Source organism: uncultured Methanobrevibacter sp. (assembly GCF_934746965.1).
Taxonomy (GTDB): domain Archaea; phylum Methanobacteriota; class Methanobacteria; order Methanobacteriales; family Methanobacteriaceae; genus Methanocatella.
This window is the reverse complement of the sequence record NZ_CAKVFS010000009.1, coordinates 18,261-36,344: the sequence shown is the minus strand read 5'-3', so window position 1 is coordinate 36,344 and position 18,084 is coordinate 18,261. Positions and strand designations below refer to the sequence as shown.

The 18,084-nt window shown below is 27.3% G+C and carries 19 protein-coding genes; 6 read left to right on the top strand and 13 right to left on the bottom strand.

Annotated elements, in window-relative coordinates:
- Positions 1-16: 16 nt before the first annotated feature.
- Complete coding sequence (locus Q0984_RS07975) at positions 17-928, top strand: SHOCT domain-containing protein (RefSeq protein ID WP_299526173.1); 912 nt, start codon at positions 17-19, stop codon at positions 926-928.
- A gap of 2 nt (positions 929-930) precedes the next feature.
- Here the strand turns inward: Q0984_RS07975 and Q0984_RS07970 are convergent, their stop codons facing one another.
- Together Q0984_RS07970 and Q0984_RS07965 are read right to left on the bottom strand one after the other, a co-directional pair.
- Positions 931-1,665 (bottom strand): ion channel, encoded by a 735-nt coding sequence (locus tag Q0984_RS07970; protein WP_299526169.1) that lies wholly within the window; start codon positions 1,663-1,665, stop codon positions 931-933.
- Between the two features lie 193 nt (positions 1,666-1,858).
- Entirely contained in the window at positions 1,859-7,264 is a 5,406-nt protein-coding gene (locus Q0984_RS07965) for a hypothetical protein (protein WP_299526166.1), read from the bottom strand.
- 787 nt (positions 7,265-8,051) lie between these two features.
- Here Q0984_RS07965 and Q0984_RS07960 point away from each other — a divergent pair.
- Positions 8,052-9,347: an O-acetylhomoserine aminocarboxypropyltransferase/cysteine synthase family protein gene (locus tag Q0984_RS07960; protein WP_299526163.1), complete on the top strand. Its 1,296-nt coding sequence runs from the start codon at positions 8,052-8,054 to the stop codon at positions 9,345-9,347.
- Between the two features lie 15 nt (positions 9,348-9,362).
- Here Q0984_RS07960 and Q0984_RS07955 read toward each other — a convergent pair whose 3' ends face one another.
- Both Q0984_RS07955 and rnc read right to left on the bottom strand, forming a co-directional pair.
- Positions 9,363-10,838: a homoserine O-acetyltransferase gene (locus tag Q0984_RS07955; protein ID WP_299526160.1), complete on the bottom strand. Its 1,476-nt coding sequence runs from the start codon at positions 10,836-10,838 to the stop codon at positions 9,363-9,365.
- A gap of 13 nt (positions 10,839-10,851) precedes the next feature.
- Positions 10,852-11,523, bottom strand: coding sequence for a ribonuclease III (rnc, locus tag Q0984_RS07950; protein ID WP_299526157.1), 672 nt, complete (start codon positions 11,521-11,523; stop codon positions 10,852-10,854).
- Between the two features lie 181 nt (positions 11,524-11,704).
- On the opposite strand from rnc, the gene Q0984_RS07945 reads away from it, so the two are divergent.
- A complete protein-coding gene (locus tag Q0984_RS07945) occupies positions 11,705-12,055 on the top strand; it encodes a hypothetical protein (RefSeq protein ID WP_299526154.1) in 351 nt (116 codons plus the stop codon).
- Here the strand turns inward: Q0984_RS07945 and Q0984_RS07940 are convergent.
- The 5 genes from Q0984_RS07940 to Q0984_RS07920 all read right to left on the bottom strand — a co-directional run bounded on the left by Q0984_RS07940 (position 12,052) and on the right by Q0984_RS07920 (position 14,349).
- Positions 12,052-12,810: an EFR1 family ferrodoxin gene (locus Q0984_RS07940; protein WP_299526151.1), complete on the bottom strand. Its 759-nt coding sequence runs from the start codon at positions 12,808-12,810 to the stop codon at positions 12,052-12,054. The two genes, Q0984_RS07945 and Q0984_RS07940, sit on opposite strands and share 4 nt — an antisense overlap.
- Before the next feature lies 1 nt (position 12,811).
- Entirely contained in the window at positions 12,812-13,204 is a 393-nt protein-coding gene (locus tag Q0984_RS07935) for a hypothetical protein (protein WP_299526148.1), read from the bottom strand.
- A gap of 9 nt (positions 13,205-13,213) precedes the next feature.
- On the bottom strand, positions 13,214-13,624 hold the full coding sequence (locus tag Q0984_RS07930) for a hypothetical protein (protein WP_299526145.1): 411 nt from the start codon (positions 13,622-13,624) through the stop codon (positions 13,214-13,216).
- Between the two features lie 247 nt (positions 13,625-13,871).
- Entirely contained in the window at positions 13,872-14,060 is a 189-nt protein-coding gene (locus Q0984_RS07925) for a 50S ribosomal protein L37e (RefSeq protein ID WP_004034195.1), read from the bottom strand.
- A 58-nt stretch (positions 14,061-14,118) separates the two neighbouring features.
- Positions 14,119-14,349: an LSm family protein gene (locus Q0984_RS07920; protein ID WP_004034197.1), complete on the bottom strand. Its 231-nt coding sequence runs from the start codon at positions 14,347-14,349 to the stop codon at positions 14,119-14,121.
- Between the two features lie 366 nt (positions 14,350-14,715).
- Between Q0984_RS07920 and Q0984_RS07915 the strand changes: the two genes are divergently transcribed.
- Both Q0984_RS07915 and arfB read left to right on the top strand, forming a co-directional pair.
- On the top strand, positions 14,716-15,198 hold the full coding sequence (locus Q0984_RS07915) for an RNA-binding protein (RefSeq protein WP_299526142.1): 483 nt from the start codon (positions 14,716-14,718) through the stop codon (positions 15,196-15,198).
- A 13-nt stretch (positions 15,199-15,211) separates the two neighbouring features.
- Positions 15,212-15,904 (top strand): 2-amino-5-formylamino-6-ribosylaminopyrimidin-4(3H)-one 5'-monophosphate deformylase, encoded by a 693-nt coding sequence (gene arfB / locus Q0984_RS07910; RefSeq protein ID WP_299526139.1) that lies wholly within the window; start codon positions 15,212-15,214, stop codon positions 15,902-15,904.
- Positions 15,905-15,923: 19 nt separating this feature from the next.
- On the opposite strand, the gene Q0984_RS07905 is transcribed toward arfB, so the two are convergent.
- Positions 15,924-16,307: a hypothetical protein gene (locus Q0984_RS07905; protein ID WP_299526136.1), complete on the bottom strand. Its 384-nt coding sequence runs from the start codon at positions 16,305-16,307 to the stop codon at positions 15,924-15,926.
- Positions 16,308-16,377: 70 nt separating this feature from the next.
- Between Q0984_RS07905 and Q0984_RS07900 the strand changes: the two genes are divergently transcribed.
- On the top strand, positions 16,378-16,980 hold the full coding sequence (locus Q0984_RS07900) for a YigZ family protein (RefSeq protein WP_299526133.1): 603 nt from the start codon (positions 16,378-16,380) through the stop codon (positions 16,978-16,980).
- Between the two features lie 14 nt (positions 16,981-16,994).
- On the opposite strand, the gene Q0984_RS07895 is transcribed toward Q0984_RS07900, so the two are convergent.
- From Q0984_RS07895 to Q0984_RS07885, 3 genes are all read right to left on the bottom strand, one after another.
- The gene (locus Q0984_RS07895) at positions 16,995-17,114 is read right to left on the bottom strand and encodes a rubredoxin (protein WP_004034206.1); all 120 of its coding nucleotides are present in this window, start codon (positions 17,112-17,114) and stop codon (positions 16,995-16,997) included.
- 33 nt (positions 17,115-17,147) lie between these two features.
- Positions 17,148-17,306, bottom strand: coding sequence for a rubredoxin (locus Q0984_RS07890; protein ID WP_299526129.1), 159 nt, complete (start codon positions 17,304-17,306; stop codon positions 17,148-17,150).
- A gap of 114 nt (positions 17,307-17,420) precedes the next feature.
- A complete protein-coding gene (locus Q0984_RS07885; protein ID WP_299526126.1) occupies positions 17,421-18,035 on the bottom strand; it encodes an acyltransferase in 615 nt (204 codons plus the stop codon).
- Positions 18,036-18,084 lie beyond the last annotated feature (49 nt).

The following is an 18,084-nucleotide window of genomic DNA, read 5'->3' as shown; positions in this document are numbered from 1 at the left end:
TATAAAGTGATTTTGAATGGGATTAATAGATAAATTATCTGGAAAAAATAATGTATATAATGATAATGTTGCTTTTTTAAAAAATAAAGGAATAACATTTAAAGATCAGGGATATGTTATTAAATTCATGAAATCTAAAAATATGTCCTTTCGCAAAGATATAATTACTTCAGAATTATTTGAAGAATACTTAAAACAAAAAGAAATAATCGAAAATGAACAAAACTTATATTACACAGACAATCTTAAAATCTTAAAAGAACATGGATTGGGTTTTCTTGACAGTGGTGACTTTAGTCAATTTATGGAAAATAAAAATTTATCCATACAAAAAAATTTAATCACAGAAGAATTAATTGTAGAATACTTAAAACAAAAAGAAACTGATAAAAAAATAGAAGAACAAGAAAAACTAAAAAAACAACAACAAAAAGAAATAAAACAACAACAAAAAGAAATAAGATTAAATGTAGAAGGCTATGATTTTTCATGTGTACTGAATGAAAGAAGAAGAGGAATATTAACAGGAGACAATATTGAACGTGTTGATGGTTTTTGCTTTGTTGAAAAAGATAAATTAATTATTAAAAAAAGAGGTCAATTTTTAAAAACAGATTTAGGAGATAAAATTATTCCTTATGCTAATATTAGTGCTATTGACTTCAACAATGCTGGACTTCTTCAAATGAACAGTAATCTTTGTATCACAACAACAGGATTTAACAAAATTATTTTAGAATTAATTTCAGAACATTGCTATAATCTACTTAATAATGCATGGTTAAACTTCAATTCCAAAAGAAATGAAAATAATTCACCATATCAAAATATTAATGCTGCTGAAGAATTATTAAAATGGCATGATTTATTAGAAAAAGGAATTATAACTCCTGAAGAATTTGAAAAAAAGAAAAGAGAATTAATATGAATTCAATTATTTTTCATTATAATCTCTTTTAATTCATCAATTTTATTTTCTAATTTTTTATTTTCTTCTTTAAGTTCATCAATTTTACTATTCAAATCTTTTTCAGAATCATCAGTTATTTTACTCACATATATGGATGATATAGCTGCAGTTAATGTGCTGAAAAAAATAATTCCTAATAATATGACAAAATATGAAATTACTTTTCCTATTATTGAATGTGGAGTTATATCTCCATAACCAACACTTGTTAATGTTACAATAATATACCAAAATGCATCAATTAAATTTGTAACTGAATCTTCAATAAATAATATGGCAATAGATGAAATTACAACAAATATTATCACAACATATATCAATTTATCCAGGTTTGTTGATTTGATAAAATAAACAACTGAATGTCCCCATCCTTTTAAAAAGAGTAATACTCTGCTGAATCTTATTAAACGTATTATTCTTATGAATCTGAACCATCTTAAGAAAAAATAGTCTAAAGGTATTATTGCGATAATAGTTAACCAGTTTTCTTTTAAAAATTGTTTTTTATTATTTGATTTATATAAGTTATATATAAAATCAATCCATAAAATGAAACAAACAAATAAATCAAAGTAAATAATTTTCTGCTCTACATGTTGAGAAACATTGGAAAAAGTCAATATTAATAATAATATCATGTCAATTATTACTAACAACAATACTGATGATTCAATTATTTTTTCTGTATATTTCATGAAAATCTATCTTTTTTAGTTAAAATATTTACTTTTAATTCCAGAATTATTAATAACAAAATCCAAATTAAGATTATCCCTAATTCTTTTTATCATTAATTCTATGTTATATTTTTTATAGAATATAATTTTAAAGATTATATTATTAGTAAAAAAAAGTTAATTTGAGTATTAAAACTCAAATATTAAAAAGTTATAATTTTATTTTTCTAAATCCTACGAATAGTACACTTAAAATACATAAAATCATTATCATAAGTGGATTTCCTGTATTTGGTAAACTAATTCTTTCACTATTATGATTGTTTTCAGATATTTTCTGATTATTTGAATCAATTTTATGAACTGGATTTAGTGGTTTATTTGGATTATTTAAAGTTTGGTTTTCATGTATTTCTATAGTTACATTGTCATAGTTATTTTTTAGGATTTTTTCAAAGGTTTTACTTGTTACATTTACATTAACTGTTAAATTGCCTTTGTTTAATGTTTTAGCTACAAATGTTAATGTGATTTTTTCATCTTTTGTTAAGTTTCCTATATACCACTGACTGGAAGTCATGTTAAATGTTCCTTTTGTTGCATTATATGAAAGAATGTTTAAAGTATTTGGCATTATCATATCAACAATATCATTTATTGCATCGTTTGGCCCATTATTTATGACTGTAACTGTGTAGATAATTATGTCTCCAACAGATATTGTAGACTTATCAGCAATTATAGTTATTTCTAAATCAACAATTTCTTCAGATTCAATAGTGCAGTTAGCTGTTCTGTTTCCAACAGTTACATTATTTGTAATATTCCCTAACTTAGTTACATTAACATTAACAGTTAATTCAACAGATGAATTAGCAGTAATATTTATAATCCATGTAATAGTATGAGTAATTGGATTATAAACCCCACCATTTGAAGCACTAATAAATTTTAATCTTTCAGGAAGCACATCTTTAACTACAACATTTGTTGCATTAACTTTACCCACATTATTTACATTTACTGCATATGTTACATTATCACCAAGAATAGGATTTTTAATATTAACTGTTTTATTAGGGATAATTTCAGGAACAATTATGTTTACTACACTGTTTTTATTACCAATAGTTAAATTATTTGGAATAATTCCATAACCTAAGACAGTAGAATATACATAGAACATTTTAGTTTCTTTTTTGTCCAAATCTACAATCCAAGTTATAGTACGTGTAGCTTCATCCCAAACATAATTACCAGTAGCTTTAATGAAAATTAATCCTTCACCCAACATATCACGAACAATAACATTTTTAGCATTATTAATTCCATCATTCGTAATAGTAACTGTGTAAGTTACATTATCACCAAAGTTAGGGTTTTCAGTGTTTACAGTTTTATTTGGAACAATTTCAGGCACAATAACATCTACCGAATCATTATTACCCCCAACAGCAACATTATTAATCAATTTACCATAAGTTTCTACAACACAGGTTAAAATTAATTTAAGATTATTTTTTGCAGTAATGTTAACTATCCAGGTTATACTACGAGTAATCGGATCATAAACACCATTATTTGAAGAATTAACATATTTCAATCCTTCAGGTAAATAATCAACAACTACCACATTTTTAGCATCAACAACAGCATTATTAAATACAGTAATTGTATAAATTATATTATCACCAAAATTAGGATTAGAAACATTTACTGTTTTATTTGGGATAATCTCTGGTACTGTGATATTCTTAATAACCGATTTATTACCAACAATCACAGTATTATTGATATTCCCATATCCTATAACATTAGCTTTCACAGTGAAAACAAGAGTTTCACCAGCATTTAAATCAACAATCCAAGTAATACAACGAGTAACCTCCTCATACATACCATTATGACTAGCACTAACAAATTTCAAACCTTCACCAAGAACATCCCTAACCACAACATACTTAGAATCAACAACCCCACCATTAGTAACACTAACAGTATAAGTCACATCATCACCAAAATTAGGAACCTCAACATCCACAGACTTACTAGGAACAATCTCAGGAACAGACACATCAACAAAACTAGTCCTATTACCAACAACAACTTTGTTTGTAATATTTCCATAACTAGATACAGTAGCATATACATAGAAAGTTTTAGATTCACTTTCACCTAAATCCACAATCCAAGTTATAGTACGTGTATCTTCATCCCAAACATAGTTATCTGTAGCTTTAATGAAAGTTAAACCTTCACTTAAAACATCCCTAACCACAACATGCCTAGAACCAACAACACCATCATTAGTAACAATGACTGTATAAGTTATATTATCACCAAAATTAGGATTAGAAATATTAACAGATTTAGCAGGAGTAATCTCAGGGACATATACATTTACTGAAGCATTTTTATCCCCAACAGTAACATTATTAATTAACTTACCATAATCTTCTACAACACAGGTTAAAATTAATTTAAGATTATTTTTTGCAGTAATGTTAACTATCCAAGTTATAGTACGAGTAACCGGATTATAAACACCATTATTTGAAGAATTAATATATTTCAATCCTTCTGGCAAATAATCAACAACAACTACATTTTTTGCATCAACCATTGCATCATTGAAAAGTGAGACAAAATAAGTTAATTCATCTCCAAAATTAGGAATTTCATTATTAACTGTTTTATTAGGAATAATTTCCGGAACAGTTATATTTCTTACAGTAGTATTATTTCTAACAATAGCTGTGTTGTTTAAAACTCCATAATCATTTACAATAGCATATACATAGAAAGTTAAATTTTTACCAGGATGTAATCCAGTAATATTCCATGTGATAGTGCGAGTAGTTTGATTCCAATTATATTTCCCACTAGCTCCAATGAAAGTTAACCCTTCATCAAGTATATCTCTTAAAGGTACATTAGCAGAAATATTACCTGAATTACTTACTATTATAGTGTATTTAACTTTATCACCAAAGTTAGGATTAGTAACATTTACATTTTTTACTGGAACTACAATCGGTTGTGCTTGTATATAAATACTTTCAGTAGCTATATTATTACTTATATTACTATCTTGCGTACTATTTACAGCATTAACCGTGAGAGTAACAATACCCAATTTTGCAGGATTTGTTTTTATTTTAAGAGTCACAGTTTCGTTTTGAGCTAATTTTCCTACATTCCATATGCCATTAGTTGCATCGAAAATACCTTTTGAAGGAGAGAAATCAATAATATTTTCAAGTTTAATTCCATTTATATAACAGTTATCATCACTATGAGGTCCATGATTAGTTAATGTAATAGTCCATTCTACTTCTTCATTTAACTCATAAAATTTTTTATTAGTACTAATATTAACATCCAAATCAACAAGTTTTTCTATTTCAAATTTAGTTTGATTTTTAATAGTTTTGTAAAATAAATCTTCTGGATGTTCTGCTTCAACAGTATACATACCTGGATTAAGATTACTTAATGAAAATTTAACATCACCAACAATTGAAGAAAGTAATGTTTTATTAAAAATCACGTTACCATTTTCATCATGAATAACAATAGGTTTAATTACTTGAGTATTTTCTCTATTATCAATATATATTAAAGTACCATTTTTACTGTTTCCAGCACCAACAACCGGATGTATCTCATTAGAACCAGTTGTTCTATTTATAATATTCCCATTTGCATTAAACAAGTAAGTTACATTATTAAATGAAATACTATCATATGTTCCCACATAATGTATTGCATTTGCTATATTATTTCCACCAACAATTGTTACAGTAACATTAACTGTAGTGCCATATTTATTTTTAATATTCTGAACGCTGATTGGCAATACATAAGTATATGCTTGATTTTTATAGAATACAATATTATTAAGACTAGCTGAACCATTAATATACATTGCAGAACCATTAACAGCAGTATTATATTTGAATATTACATTATCATAAACAATATTATTACCAATATTATATATTGCACCACCTAATCCAGTATTCAAATCATTGTTAAATGGATTAGCATGATTATAATAGAATTCAGAACTGAAAACTTGAACATTATCCCCAATTACGCCTAATGCTCCACCATCACCTTCAGCAGAATTATTTACAAAATAAACACGTGTTACATTAACATTACTTCCAATAATTCCAACAGCCCCAATTTGAGCTTTAGAAAAACCTTTAGAAATTGCTTTATTATTAGTGAATTTAGATTCATTAATAGACACATTATTTCCATATACTCTTATAGCACCTGAAAATTCTGCAAAATTATTATTAAAATTGGAATCAGAAATATTAACATTACTTCCATTTACATAAATTGCCCCTGCATATTCTCTAGCAGAATTATTTGTGAAATTAGAATTCAATACATTAATACCATCATCCATAATAAAAATTGCTCCACCATTTTTACTAGCACTATTTGATACAAAATTAGAATTTGTCATGTTAACAGCAGTTCCTTTTGTTGCAATAGCTCCACCAATTGGTGCAGAATTTCCTTCAAAATAAGAATTAAAAATAGATATTTTTTGAATCAATACCACACCAGATTCACCATAACCAGTTGAAATAGCTCCACCATAACCTTTTGCAGTATTATTTATGAATATACAATTATCTAAATTACCATCTGCATGAAAAGTAGTTGCTCCACCTTGATAAGCATTATTACCTATAAAAGTACAGTTAGAAACTTTCGTGCCTGGTTTAAAACATAATGCGCCAGCATGAGACTCATTATTATCTGCTATAGCAGAATTATTGTTAAATGTACAATTAGTAACAACACCTAATATTTGTATAGCTCCACCATAAGCAATACCAGAAATAGTTCGCACAGTATTATTTATAAATTTAACATTGGATACTCGATTAGTTAATGAACCATACATTGAAATTCCAGTAGCCATTGCTACTCCAGAAAACACAAAATTATTTTGAACTGTACAGTTAACAATTGATCCCTCAAATACCATAAGTCTAACACCAAAACCATTACCTACACCAGTATAATAACTACAAGCTTTATTGCTTTTTAAAACACAATTAGACATAGAAATTTTTTTATTTGAATATATTACTCCATTTACCTCACAAACATAATTAGAAGTTATTGAACAATTGGTAATTTCACAATTATCTAATACTAAATTACTTCCAGTATTATAAATACCCGCACCATTAATCGCAAATTGATTATTACTACCTACAAGATTACCATTAGTAAAAATAATATTTTTTAAGACAACATCATTCGCTCCATCAATATTAATAACTCTAGATAAATTCTTTGCATCTAAAGTAGATACTTCATTACCAGTTCCACCTTTATTTGGATTAATAGAACCATCAATAGTGATTCCATTTTTATTTACAGAAATTTCACTGCCAGATCCAGTGAATGAATGATTATTTAAATAAATCACATCACCAGACCCCACATTTGCTTGATTTACAACATTTTGAACATCGCTAAATGTTCCATCATTAGTTAAATCTTGATTTGCAGCAGCAACATTGCCTATTATAAAAAATAATAAACAAAATATTGCCACAAAACAATATATCTTTCTAAACATATACATCACACCAAATAACGATAGAAATGCACTGTTATACATAAATTGCATAACAAACAAATCTACCAATACTATTTTTAAAAAATAACATAAATATACTTTTCTATAAATTTATACAAAATAACAAAAATTAAATAAATAATTATCAAAATAATGAAATAAAATACAATATAATTAGATAAAAAACAGCAATATAACAAAATAAATATTAATTTAAAGAAATTAAAAAGCATTTAAACAACAAAATACTGCTTAAAATAGCAAAACTATTAATTTATAATTCAATTTTAGGAAAAATATAAAATAATAATAAATTAAACTAAACAAATTTCAAAATAGAAAAATAAATATTTATAAATGAAATAACAAAATACCCCTAAAACCATTAATTAAAATCCCTTGAAATCAACTAATTTTTTTACAGTTTAAATTACACATCGATAATTTTAAAAAAAATAGACTTTATTAAAATATCATAATTTATTATAATATCTAATAAAAATCATATTATTATTTTAGTTAAATTATACAAAGCAATTAATTGAATAATACATATAATAACAAAAAATACCCTATTGAACCTGTTAGTTTTACTCAAGTTGAAAAATTGAATAATACATATAATAACAAAAAATACAGGACACATACAATATAATACTAAAAATATTCAAACAAAAACCAAATACGAATTAAATAACTCAAAAAAAAACATTAAAAAGAAAAATAACAAAATCATCTCACATAAATAATAATTAATTAAATAAATAATAACAACAAAATAAAAATCATGACAAATAAATCAAATCCAAAAAAATACAAACAGAGAACCTTAGAAGTTCATGCTGGAGAAGAAGTTGATCCAGTTACTGGATCTAGAGCCACACCAATATATCATACTAGCTCATATGCATTTGAAAGTGCTGAAAAAGCTAAAAAATTATATGCTCTTGAAGAAGAAGGTTATTTATATACCAGAATATCTAATCCAACATTAGATGTTTTAGAAAAAAGAGTAGCTGCTATTGAAGGTGGTGTTGGAGCTCTTTCACAATCAACAGGCATGAGTGCAATTTTACTAGCTATTTTAAATATAGCTAACTCAGGTGATGAAATTGTTGCATCAAATAATCTTTATGGAGGTACATTTACTTTATTTAAAAATACTATGCCTAATTGGGGTATAAAAGTAAATTTTGTACCCACACATGACCTTGAAGCTTATGAAAATGCAATTAATGAAAATACAAAGGCAATATACTGTGAATCTATTGGTAATCCAAAATTAGATATTCCAGATTTTGAAGAAATATCAAAAATAGCACATAAACATAATTTACCTTTAATTGTTGATAATACTTCAGCTATTACCATGGTTAGACCTTTGGAACATGGTGCAGATATTGTTGTTCATTCTGCTACCAAATTTTTATCTGGAACTGGAACCAGCATGGGTGGAGTTATTGTTGATGGTGGTACTTTTGACTGGACCTGCGGTAAATTCCCACAGTTTACAACACCCGATCCTGCATACCATGGGTTAATTTATGCTGAATCTTTTAAAGAAAAAGCATATATTACTAAAGCACGTGTTCATTTAATGAAAGATTTAGGTACTGTTTTAAGTCCTATTAATGCATTTTTAATATTGCAGAGTATAGAATCATTGTCTTTAAGAGTTAATCAACATTGTAAAAATGCTTTAGAAATAGCTAAATTTTTACAAACTCATGAAGCAGTTTCCTGGGTTAATTATCCTGGTCTTGAAGATAATGAAAATCATGAAATGGCTGAAAAGTATTTAAACGGTAATTATGGTGGAATTGTTGGATTTGGAATCAAAGGTGGTTTAGAAGAAGGTAAAAAATTTATTGAAAGTGTTGAACTTTTAAGCCATGTAGCTAATATTGGTGATGCAAAATCTTTAGTTATTCATCCTGCAAGTACTACACATTCTAATATGACTAATGAAGAACAGTTAGAAGGTGGAATTACTCCTGATTTTATTAGAATGTCAGTTGGTATTGAAGACGTTGAAGATTTAATAGCAGATATTGACCAAGCATTGAAAAAAGCAATTAGTTAGAAAGGATAAACCTTTCTACCTATATTCTGATACTAAATGACTTATTTGATCCGTGGAAATAATTCCTTTTAATTTAAAATCATCATCAACTACTGGAAGAGATGAAATATCTAATTTCCTCATTCTACGTGCTGTTGATTCAATAGAATCATTTGCATGGCAAAATTTAACTGTTTTTGTCATTATTTCTTTTAAATCAGATGAATTTGTAGCTATTGCTTTAGCTAAATCCCAGCTTGTTACAATTCCAATTAATTTTTTGTCATTAGTAACTACTGGTATATGCGTAACATTACTGTCAAACATTAATTTAGCAGCTTCTTCTATTTTTGCTTGTTGTGTAATTGTAGCTACACTAGTAAGCATTAAATCTTCAACTATATTGTCAGATAAGAATTTAGATAAAATATAATTAAGTTGTCCTTTTTCAAGTAAAAATGCATCATGTCCATAGTTTGATTTAAGTTCTGAAAAGCTTACTTCAACATCATTTGCGTTTAAAGCTGTTACTATTTCAGTTCCTTGTTCAACTGGATATAACCAATCAGAATCCACTGAAATAATTTCCACTTTTGCTTTAACATTTTTAAGTCCATCAATCAAGGAATCATTTTCTGCAAGATCAAATAAATCTACTGCCTTTGTAATGTAGAGATAACTATTTGCATCAAAACGTTTAACAAAACTTGCTCCCTGATGGTGCAAATAGCTTTCAACTTGGAAATCCATAGATAAATCATATGTAATCTCATCTTTATCCTGTAAATCCCTACCAAATTTAAGATACATTGATTCATCACTTAAATATGTAATGTGTGCTATCATACGAGCTACAGATAAACCTTCTTTTGGAATTTTACCTGTACCATAATAATTTCCATTATTCCAATTTGGGTCACCTACTATTGACTGGCGACCTACTTCATTAAATGCAATTTGTTGTGGTGAAGATCTTGCAGTAGTAGCTATTGCAACAGCTTTTTTCATCATGTTTGGATAAGATACTAACCATTGTAATGTTTGCATTCCTCCCATTGAACCTCCAACTACTGCTGCAAGTTTATCAATTCCAAAACCATCAATTAATTTTTTTTGAACATTAACCATGTCTTTTATTGTGATAACTGGAAAATCTAAACCATATTCTTTCCCAGTTTTTGGATTAATAGATGTTGGACCAGTTGTTCCTTTACATCCACCTAATACATTAGAACATATAATAAAGTATTTTTCACTATCTAAAGCTTTTCCAGGACCTATTACTATTTCCCACCATCCTGGTTTTTTATCTCCTTCATGCCATCCTGCAGCATGAGCATCTCCAGATAATGCATGACAAATTAATATTGCATTGTCTTTTTCTTTATTAAGTTCCCCATAGGTTTCATAAGCTACTGTAATGTTATCAAGAGTTTTTCCACATTCTAATTCAATTGGTTCTTCAATATTATAATATTTTGTTTGAACAACTCCAACTGATTCTTTTTTCATCAAAGACACCTTTTTAATATTTTTGTATTTTTAGTTTTTTCATAGCTTGTTTTGAAGCAGCTTGTTCAGCTTCTTTTTTATTTTTACCTTTACCTACACCCATTTCTTTTCCATCAATTAAAATAGATATTATGAAAGTTTTATTATGTGGAACTCCACATTCATCAATTATTTTATATTCAATATCTACTTCCTGTGCATCCCCATATTCTTTTATTACTGATTTATAATCAAAGAAAAATACTTTTTTAGCATCAATATATGGAAATATAATTTTAGAGATGTAGTCTTTTGCAAATTCTATACCTTGATCTAAAAATATTGCTCCTAGAAATGATTCAAAAATATCTGCAGTAATTGATAAAACTTCATTTTCAGTGATTTTACTATCATCACCAGATATTTTAATATGTTTATCTAATCCCAATTCATGAGAATAATAAATTAATGCTGTTTGACAGACATAATTTGCTCGTAATTTGGTTAATTTACCTTCTTCATAATCTGGATACTGTTTAAATAGATATTCTGAAACTATCATATTCAAAACAGAATCTCCTAAAAACTCTAATCTTTCATAAGTATAATCCAACTTGTGTTTTGTTCCATAAGATCCATGAGTAAATGCAACATCATAAAGATGCTTATCGTTTGGGACTATGTTAAATTTTTCTAGTAAATTCATAATAAAGACCAATCTTCTTTAAATATGATATAAAATTTGTTTTTATGCTTATATAAATATATAGTTATAAAAAGAAGTATATATAACTATTGTTATTAAGATTAATAATTTCCAAATGCTCTTACTGTTTATTTATAAAACAAAATCATCCAATATTAAACATAACAAGGATTTGGTAATTATGAAATTAAACTGGTTTGAAGAAATAAAAAAAATCGACCCTGATATAAAATTTAGAGCTCAAGGTGGATGGTTGAAAACCGTAGAAAAATTAGATAAAACTGTGAAAAATGGATATTCACTTGTTGGAGATTTTGTAAAAGCTGGAGACTTCCAGGAAGAATATGATGAAGGTTTATATCTTGATTGTAACAAAGAAGGAACTGCTAAAAAAACCCAACAAGACTACAGGTTGTTCCGTTTTAAAGATGGAAAAGTAAGACTTTTAGATATGGTAATTAATGGTTCACAAGGTTGGGCTCCAGAGCTTTGGGATGCTGTAGAAGATGAAGTTCCAAGTGTAATCGATTAATCCAGAGAATTTATATGTGGATTTAAGTATTGTCCATGATTTTTAGTCCTATTATCATATTGAATTGCAAAATTAGGACACAGATGAAGGCACCTCAAACACATGACACACTCATTTTTAATCCAGATTGGTTTTTTCATCTGTAATTCAATAGCTTCAACTGGACATTTATTTTTACATAATCCACATCCAATACATTTTTCATTAACATGCAAATGACTGGTTTTTCTATAAGATTTAGTAAGTTTTCTAAAAATATCACAGACAAATTTAGGTAATTTCCTTTTAACAAAATCGCCCTCTTTTTTACATTCAATTTTAGAAATTACATCTTCAATCTGTTTATCAGAATTTAAAGTCTTTTTATTAATTTTATCATTATCTGATAAATTAAAAACTGGCGTCCATGTATCAACCATTAAAATAGTGAATTTAGCAGATACACTAAATCCTTTAGATTCTATTAAATTAGCAAGATATCCACAACAGTACCCAGGACTTGTTCCAAAAGTAGCAATTAAAAAAATGTAGGGATTTTTATCAGCAGATTTTATATCAATCTTTGATAAAAACCCATCAACAAATGTAGGAAGACCCCAGAAGTGAGCGGGAACTACAATACCTAAAGATTCACCTTTTTCCAAATAAATAGAACCATCATATCCAATCATAGATTGAGCCATGTCTTGTGTTTTACTGGCTATCCTATTTGCAACATATTTGCAGTTTCCAGTTGCAGAATAATAGATTATCATATTATTTAGATTTTTGAGCTACTTTAGGTACAAATTTAGAAGATCTTTTCGGAATAGTATATTCATCTTTTTTAGGACATTTATACTCTTCTAAAAGAATTATTTTATGATCAATATTTTTACTAAAATTCTTTTGATTTCCTTCAATAATTCCCCTGAAATTTACACCAAAACTTCCTGTTCCACCAATATTAAATTTTATTTTTTCAGAAGGAGCAAAATCATCAAAAAACCTTTCAAGCTCAACCATTTCAAAAATTGGAGCTTGATAACTAACAGCCATCAATTTATTTTGTCCTTCTCTAATTTTAACATATTTTTGTTCAATTTGAAGTTTTTCACCAGAACGAACTTTAGTCATTGTTATATAAGGACTTATTCCATTATCATCCATATTTTACACCTATTTTATATGATGAAACACACAATTATTACATGTAGGTTCAGCATAACTATCTTTAGGAATATTAATAGCTGGATCTACCATTATTGTTATTGAAAATGTTTCTTCAGGATTATGTGTTACATTTTTAGAAATTGGCAACATTCCCCTATAATTTACAGGAATATAACCAGTTTGACTAATATTGTAAAAAATTCTTTCACCAGAAGTTAAAGAATTAAAAAATCCATCAACTTCTTTCAATTGTTTAGGGTTTATATTAAATGTTATACCCATTAAATGATCTTGCCTTTGTTTAATTTTAACATACTTCACATTAGCTGCAAGTACTTCCTCATTATCTGTTACAAAGGTTACATATTCATCTAAGTTTATGTTCTCTTTTTTAACAATATCTTTTAATTGAGTCATGATTAAACCCCCATGAAACTTCAGTTATTTTACTAAAAAAAAATAACCTATTCATTGCATGATGTATATTACAGAACTTATTTATAAATATAACTATTTATTAAGTATACCTAAATTATAATAGTTAAAAAAATTATAAACCAAATACAAAGTAATTAATGAAAAATAGCTAAAATAAGTTTTTTTATAAAATAGAAAAAATAGGATTATTGAAGATTAAATAAATAATCTTCCAAATATTACCAACTTAAACTAATCTTTTTCTAGTAGTTGGTTTTTTGTTTTGCCAACTGTATCTTCTAATCCTTTTAGATTTACCGAATCCACAGGAAGCACAAACTTTTTTATGTATGTGGTAAGTGTTTCTTCCACATCTCCTGCATCTTATATGGGTCTTTTTATTCTTTTTACCCATTGATGGAGTACCTTTTGACACTGATACACCTCCTAATTAATCAGTTCGTTTATTACAAATATTAGAATTAAAATAGTACTTATGGTGAGATATAGACAATATTGTCTCCTCTAATGAGCACAACACCAAGTCTTCTAGTAACTTCTCCATCTTGGAGTTCTTCTGCATCATTAAGAACTAAGTTCATATGTAAGTCAAAACTTTTGAGTATTCCTCTAAATTCACGATCTCCTTTAAGTTTTATTAAAACTGGAGAGTTCACAGATTTACCTAACGCATCAAGTGGTCTTTGAACATTTTGTCCGCTCATATTATCACCTTATATTACTATAATTTTTTATTGTATTTTTATAAATTTAAAGTAATTTGAAATTAATTACTTTTTTAATATTAGACATAATATAATCAAGTTTAGATAAGACAAAACCTAATTAAAACTAATATTAAATTATATACTCTTACTAGTATATAAATGTTTAGTTTGTTTTAGCTAATTATATAATATAAATCCCTATTTAAACAGGAATTTACACCATATAAGACAATTAAATTTATTTTAGACTAAGTTATTAAAAAATTTAACTGAATTTTATTTTATTATACTCTAATCAAAAAAAGTATAATAAATACAAAGTAAATAATACAACATATTAAAATTAAGGTATGGGAAAAAACTATGACTATAAAAGTTAAAAAAAGAAATTTCTTGAAAAAAAAGAAAATTAAAGAAATAAAAAACGAATTAGGAGAATATAGTGAATTACTCCAAAATAAAAAAAATGTAGAAATACTTGAAGCAGAACCAAATTCATTTATTTTAGTTGATGGTGAACCTTACATCATCATAATAGATGACAAACCATTTCCAACTCTAAAAGCAGCACTAGCTAATGAAATTCATGGAAAAAAAGTAACTGTAGATATGGGTGCTATCCGTTTTGTAAGCAATGGTGCGGACATTATGAGTCCTGGAATCGTAGCTGCTGATGAGGATATTGCGCCAGAAGATATTGTTTTAATTGTTGATGAAACACATGGAAAACCATTAGCTATTGGAGTAAGTTTAATTACAGGTGAAGAAATGGTTGAAAATGATTCTGGAAAAGCTATTGAAACAAAACATTATGTTGGAGACGACATCTGGAATTTTGAATTATAAATAGGTGGTACAAATGGCAGAATTAAGATACAAAGCAGGAAAAATCAAAAACCCTGAAGTTCATAAAATTGGAATAATAGCTTTAGGATCCCATTTAGAAAATCATGGTCCAGCATTACCCATTGATACTGATGCTAAAATTGGAGCACATATAGCTTTTCAGGCATCACTTGAAAGTGGAGCTAAATTTCTTGGAATAATATTTCCAGCTTATGAATTAGATGAAATAGATCATGGAATTCATGTTTCTTTAGATGAATTAAAACAAAATGTAATTAAAACCCTTAATTCTGCTAAAAAATATTTAGATATTAAAAAAGTAGTTATTGTTAATTCACATGGTGGAAACATACCTTTAATGACTGAATTATATGATATTGAAGATGAAACTGAGTTAACTATTATTTTTAATAATAAAATTATTTCTTCAGAAGGTCCTCATGGAGGAAGTGGTGAGCTTTCAATGGGAAAAGTTTTAGAAATACTTGATGAAAAGGAAATTAAAAATCAGACTGATTTAAACAAATATGAAGAAGTTGGTCTATATGGTTTTAAACAAGCACGTGAAAATGATCCAAACATTGAAGAAGGTGCAAAAGATGTTGAAGAAAATGGAGTCTATGTTGATGAAGTCTACGGAAAACAACTCTTTGATTTAGCTATTAACTCTGTTGTATTTGATGTTGAAAAGCTTTTAGATTTTTAAAAAATAAAAAGTAATAAAATTAAATATTAGTACTAGACTCTTGGCCAGAACCTTCAGAAGCTCCACCACTTCCACTTCCATCAGAATCTCCTTCTTGAGAATAATCCTGAGAAGGACTAGGAGACTCATGACTTCCAGAATCATAACTTTGAGATGAACTAGAACTAGAGCTAGAGTCACTAGATGAAGAGTAACTAGAAGAATCAGAACTTCCAGAATTATCATATGACTGAGTATTAATAGATGTATCACTGGTATTATTATCTGAAAGATTCAACAAATTTGTTTCATTATTTGGTAAAATGTTTATCTCACCAGTCATAGCTGCAAAAACACTAGCTATACAAAATGCAATAATAGCTACTACAAAAACTACTAATAATGTAGCTGATTTACTTGCCAAAATACCACCTTAAATATAATTTAGTTATCTTACATTATGTTTACAAAATATATAAAACTATATGATATTTATGAAAACTATTGAAAAAGCTGTTCAAAGTGAAATAACTATTAAAAAATCCCAATTTATTTGCTCTTTATTTCCAAGTAAAACTAAAAAGGAAAGTAAAGAAATTATACAAAAAATAAATCAGGAATATCATGATGCTACTCATAATTGTACAGCATACATTACAAATGATGGAGAAGGTTATGATGACAATGGTGAACCTAGTGGAACAGCAGGTAAACCTATGATAAATGCTTTGAGAAAAAATGATTTGCATAATATAACTGCAGTAGTTACCAGATATTTTGGAGGAATCAAACTTGGAGCTGGTGGTTTAGTTCGGGCTTATAGTAAATCAGTTCTTGAAGCTATTGAACTAAGTGATATAATTGAAGTTGAATATTATGATGTTTATAATATCATATTTGATTATTGTGATTTAAAGAATATTGAAAGTGAAATTAGACATAACAAATTAACTATCATTAAGAAAGAGTTTACAACTAAAATTAGCTATGATTTAGTTTCAAAAGATAATAGAAATATAATAAATATTTTTGAAAAATATCAAAATAAAGCTAAAATTAATTTTAAAAATAAACAAATTTTAAAAAAAATAAAATGAAGAACAAAAAAGTATTATTGTTCTTCAAATTGGTCTTTTCCTACACCACAAAGGGGACATACCCAGTCGTCAGGCAAATCTTCAAAATCGTCTCCTTCGTAAACATAACCACACACTTTACATACATAAGCCATAAATACTCCTCCTATCTTAATTAAACAAATTTCTCATATTTGTTTAAACATAGCTTTACCAGCTCCACACATTGGGCATTTAAAGTCATCAGGTAAATCTTCAAATTCAGTACCTGGTTCAATGCCGTTTTCTGGTATACCTTTTTCACTGTCATAAATGTACCCGCAAACTACACATTTCCATTTAGACATAATATCTCCTTTTTTAAAATTTTTGTTTACATTAAAATTAATTAATTTAAACAATCACTTATATTATAAAAACTAGTATATAACCTTTTCGAAAGTTGTTTGAGATTATGCGAACTATAATTTATTTGGAACTTTTAAATGATCTGGAAGAGGTTTGATTCTAGCAGGTGTCCCAATAGCTAAATAAAAAGGAGGGACACTATGAATAACAATAGCACCTGCAGCTACAATAGATCCTTCACCAATTTCCACATTAGATAAAAATGTAGTGTTACCCCCAATTGAAGCACCTCTTCTTATTCTTGGCCCTTGTAATTCATAATTAATTCTAACAGGATACTTATCATTAGTAAAACAAGCACAAGGTCCAATAAAAACATTATCTTCAATTACTGAATTAGTAGGAATATAAACATTAGATTGGATACTAACATCGTTTCCAATTATAACATCCCCTTCAATTACTGTGTTAGTTCCAATTAAAACATCATCACCAATGTTCGTATTTTCACGAATAACAACATTATGACCTGTTCTAAAATTATCTCCAATTACAACATCATTATAGATAATTGAATTAGAACGAATCGTATGATTTCTTCCAATAACTGGAGGTTTAGATTCTGGAGAATATTTTACACCAAATCTTATATTATCTTCAGGTAGAAAGGTAGGCGTTTCTACATTTTTCAACAAATTATCACCTAATCCTCCTAAAAACTTAACCATTTTATTGCACCTTCATTTAATTTAAAAATATGATATTTGTTAAACTATA

What these genes read in the sequence shown, in the direction of transcription:
- Q0984_RS07975 (WP_299526173.1), top strand. Translation starts at nt 17, where the DNA reads ATGGGATTAATAGATAAATTATCTGGAAAAAATAATGTATATAATGAT.
- Q0984_RS07955 (WP_299526160.1), bottom strand. Translation starts at nt 10,838, where the DNA reads ATGAAAAAAGAATCAGTTGGAGTTGTTCAAACAAAATATTATAATATT.
- Q0984_RS07965 (WP_299526166.1), bottom strand. Translation starts at nt 7,264, where the DNA reads ATGTTTAGAAAGATATATTGTTTTGTGGCAATATTTTGTTTATTATTT.
- Q0984_RS07930 (WP_299526145.1), bottom strand. Translation starts at nt 13,624, where the DNA reads ATGACTCAATTAAAAGATATTGTTAAAAAAGAGAACATAAACTTAGAT.
- Q0984_RS07915 (WP_299526142.1), top strand. Translation starts at nt 14,716, where the DNA reads ATGACTATAAAAGTTAAAAAAAGAAATTTCTTGAAAAAAAAGAAAATT.
- rnc (WP_299526157.1), bottom strand. Translation starts at nt 11,523, where the DNA reads ATGAATTTACTAGAAAAATTTAACATAGTCCCAAACGATAAGCATCTT.
- Q0984_RS07935 (WP_299526148.1), bottom strand. Translation starts at nt 13,204, where the DNA reads ATGGATGATAATGGAATAAGTCCTTATATAACAATGACTAAAGTTCGT.
- arfB (WP_299526139.1), top strand. Translation starts at nt 15,212, where the DNA reads ATGGCAGAATTAAGATACAAAGCAGGAAAAATCAAAAACCCTGAAGTT.
- Q0984_RS07885 (WP_299526126.1), bottom strand. Translation starts at nt 18,035, where the DNA reads ATGGTTAAGTTTTTAGGAGGATTAGGTGATAATTTGTTGAAAAATGTA.
- Q0984_RS07940 (WP_299526151.1), bottom strand. Translation starts at nt 12,810, where the DNA reads ATGATAATCTATTATTCTGCAACTGGAAACTGCAAATATGTTGCAAAT.
- Q0984_RS07890 (WP_299526129.1), bottom strand. Translation starts at nt 17,306, where the DNA reads ATGTCTAAATGGAAATGTGTAGTTTGCGGGTACATTTATGACAGTGAA.
- Q0984_RS07970 (WP_299526169.1), bottom strand. Translation starts at nt 1,665, where the DNA reads ATGAAATATACAGAAAAAATAATTGAATCATCAGTATTGTTGTTAGTA.
- Q0984_RS07900 (WP_299526133.1), top strand. Translation starts at nt 16,378, where the DNA reads ATGAAAACTATTGAAAAAGCTGTTCAAAGTGAAATAACTATTAAAAAA.
- Q0984_RS07895 (WP_004034206.1), bottom strand. Translation starts at nt 17,114, where the DNA reads ATGGCTTATGTATGTAAAGTGTGTGGTTATGTTTACGAAGGAGACGAT.
- Q0984_RS07960 (WP_299526163.1), top strand. Translation starts at nt 8,052, where the DNA reads ATGACAAATAAATCAAATCCAAAAAAATACAAACAGAGAACCTTAGAA.
- Q0984_RS07920 (WP_004034197.1), bottom strand. Translation starts at nt 14,349, where the DNA reads ATGAGCGGACAAAATGTTCAAAGACCACTTGATGCGTTAGGTAAATCT.
- Q0984_RS07945 (WP_299526154.1), top strand. Translation starts at nt 11,705, where the DNA reads ATGAAATTAAACTGGTTTGAAGAAATAAAAAAAATCGACCCTGATATA.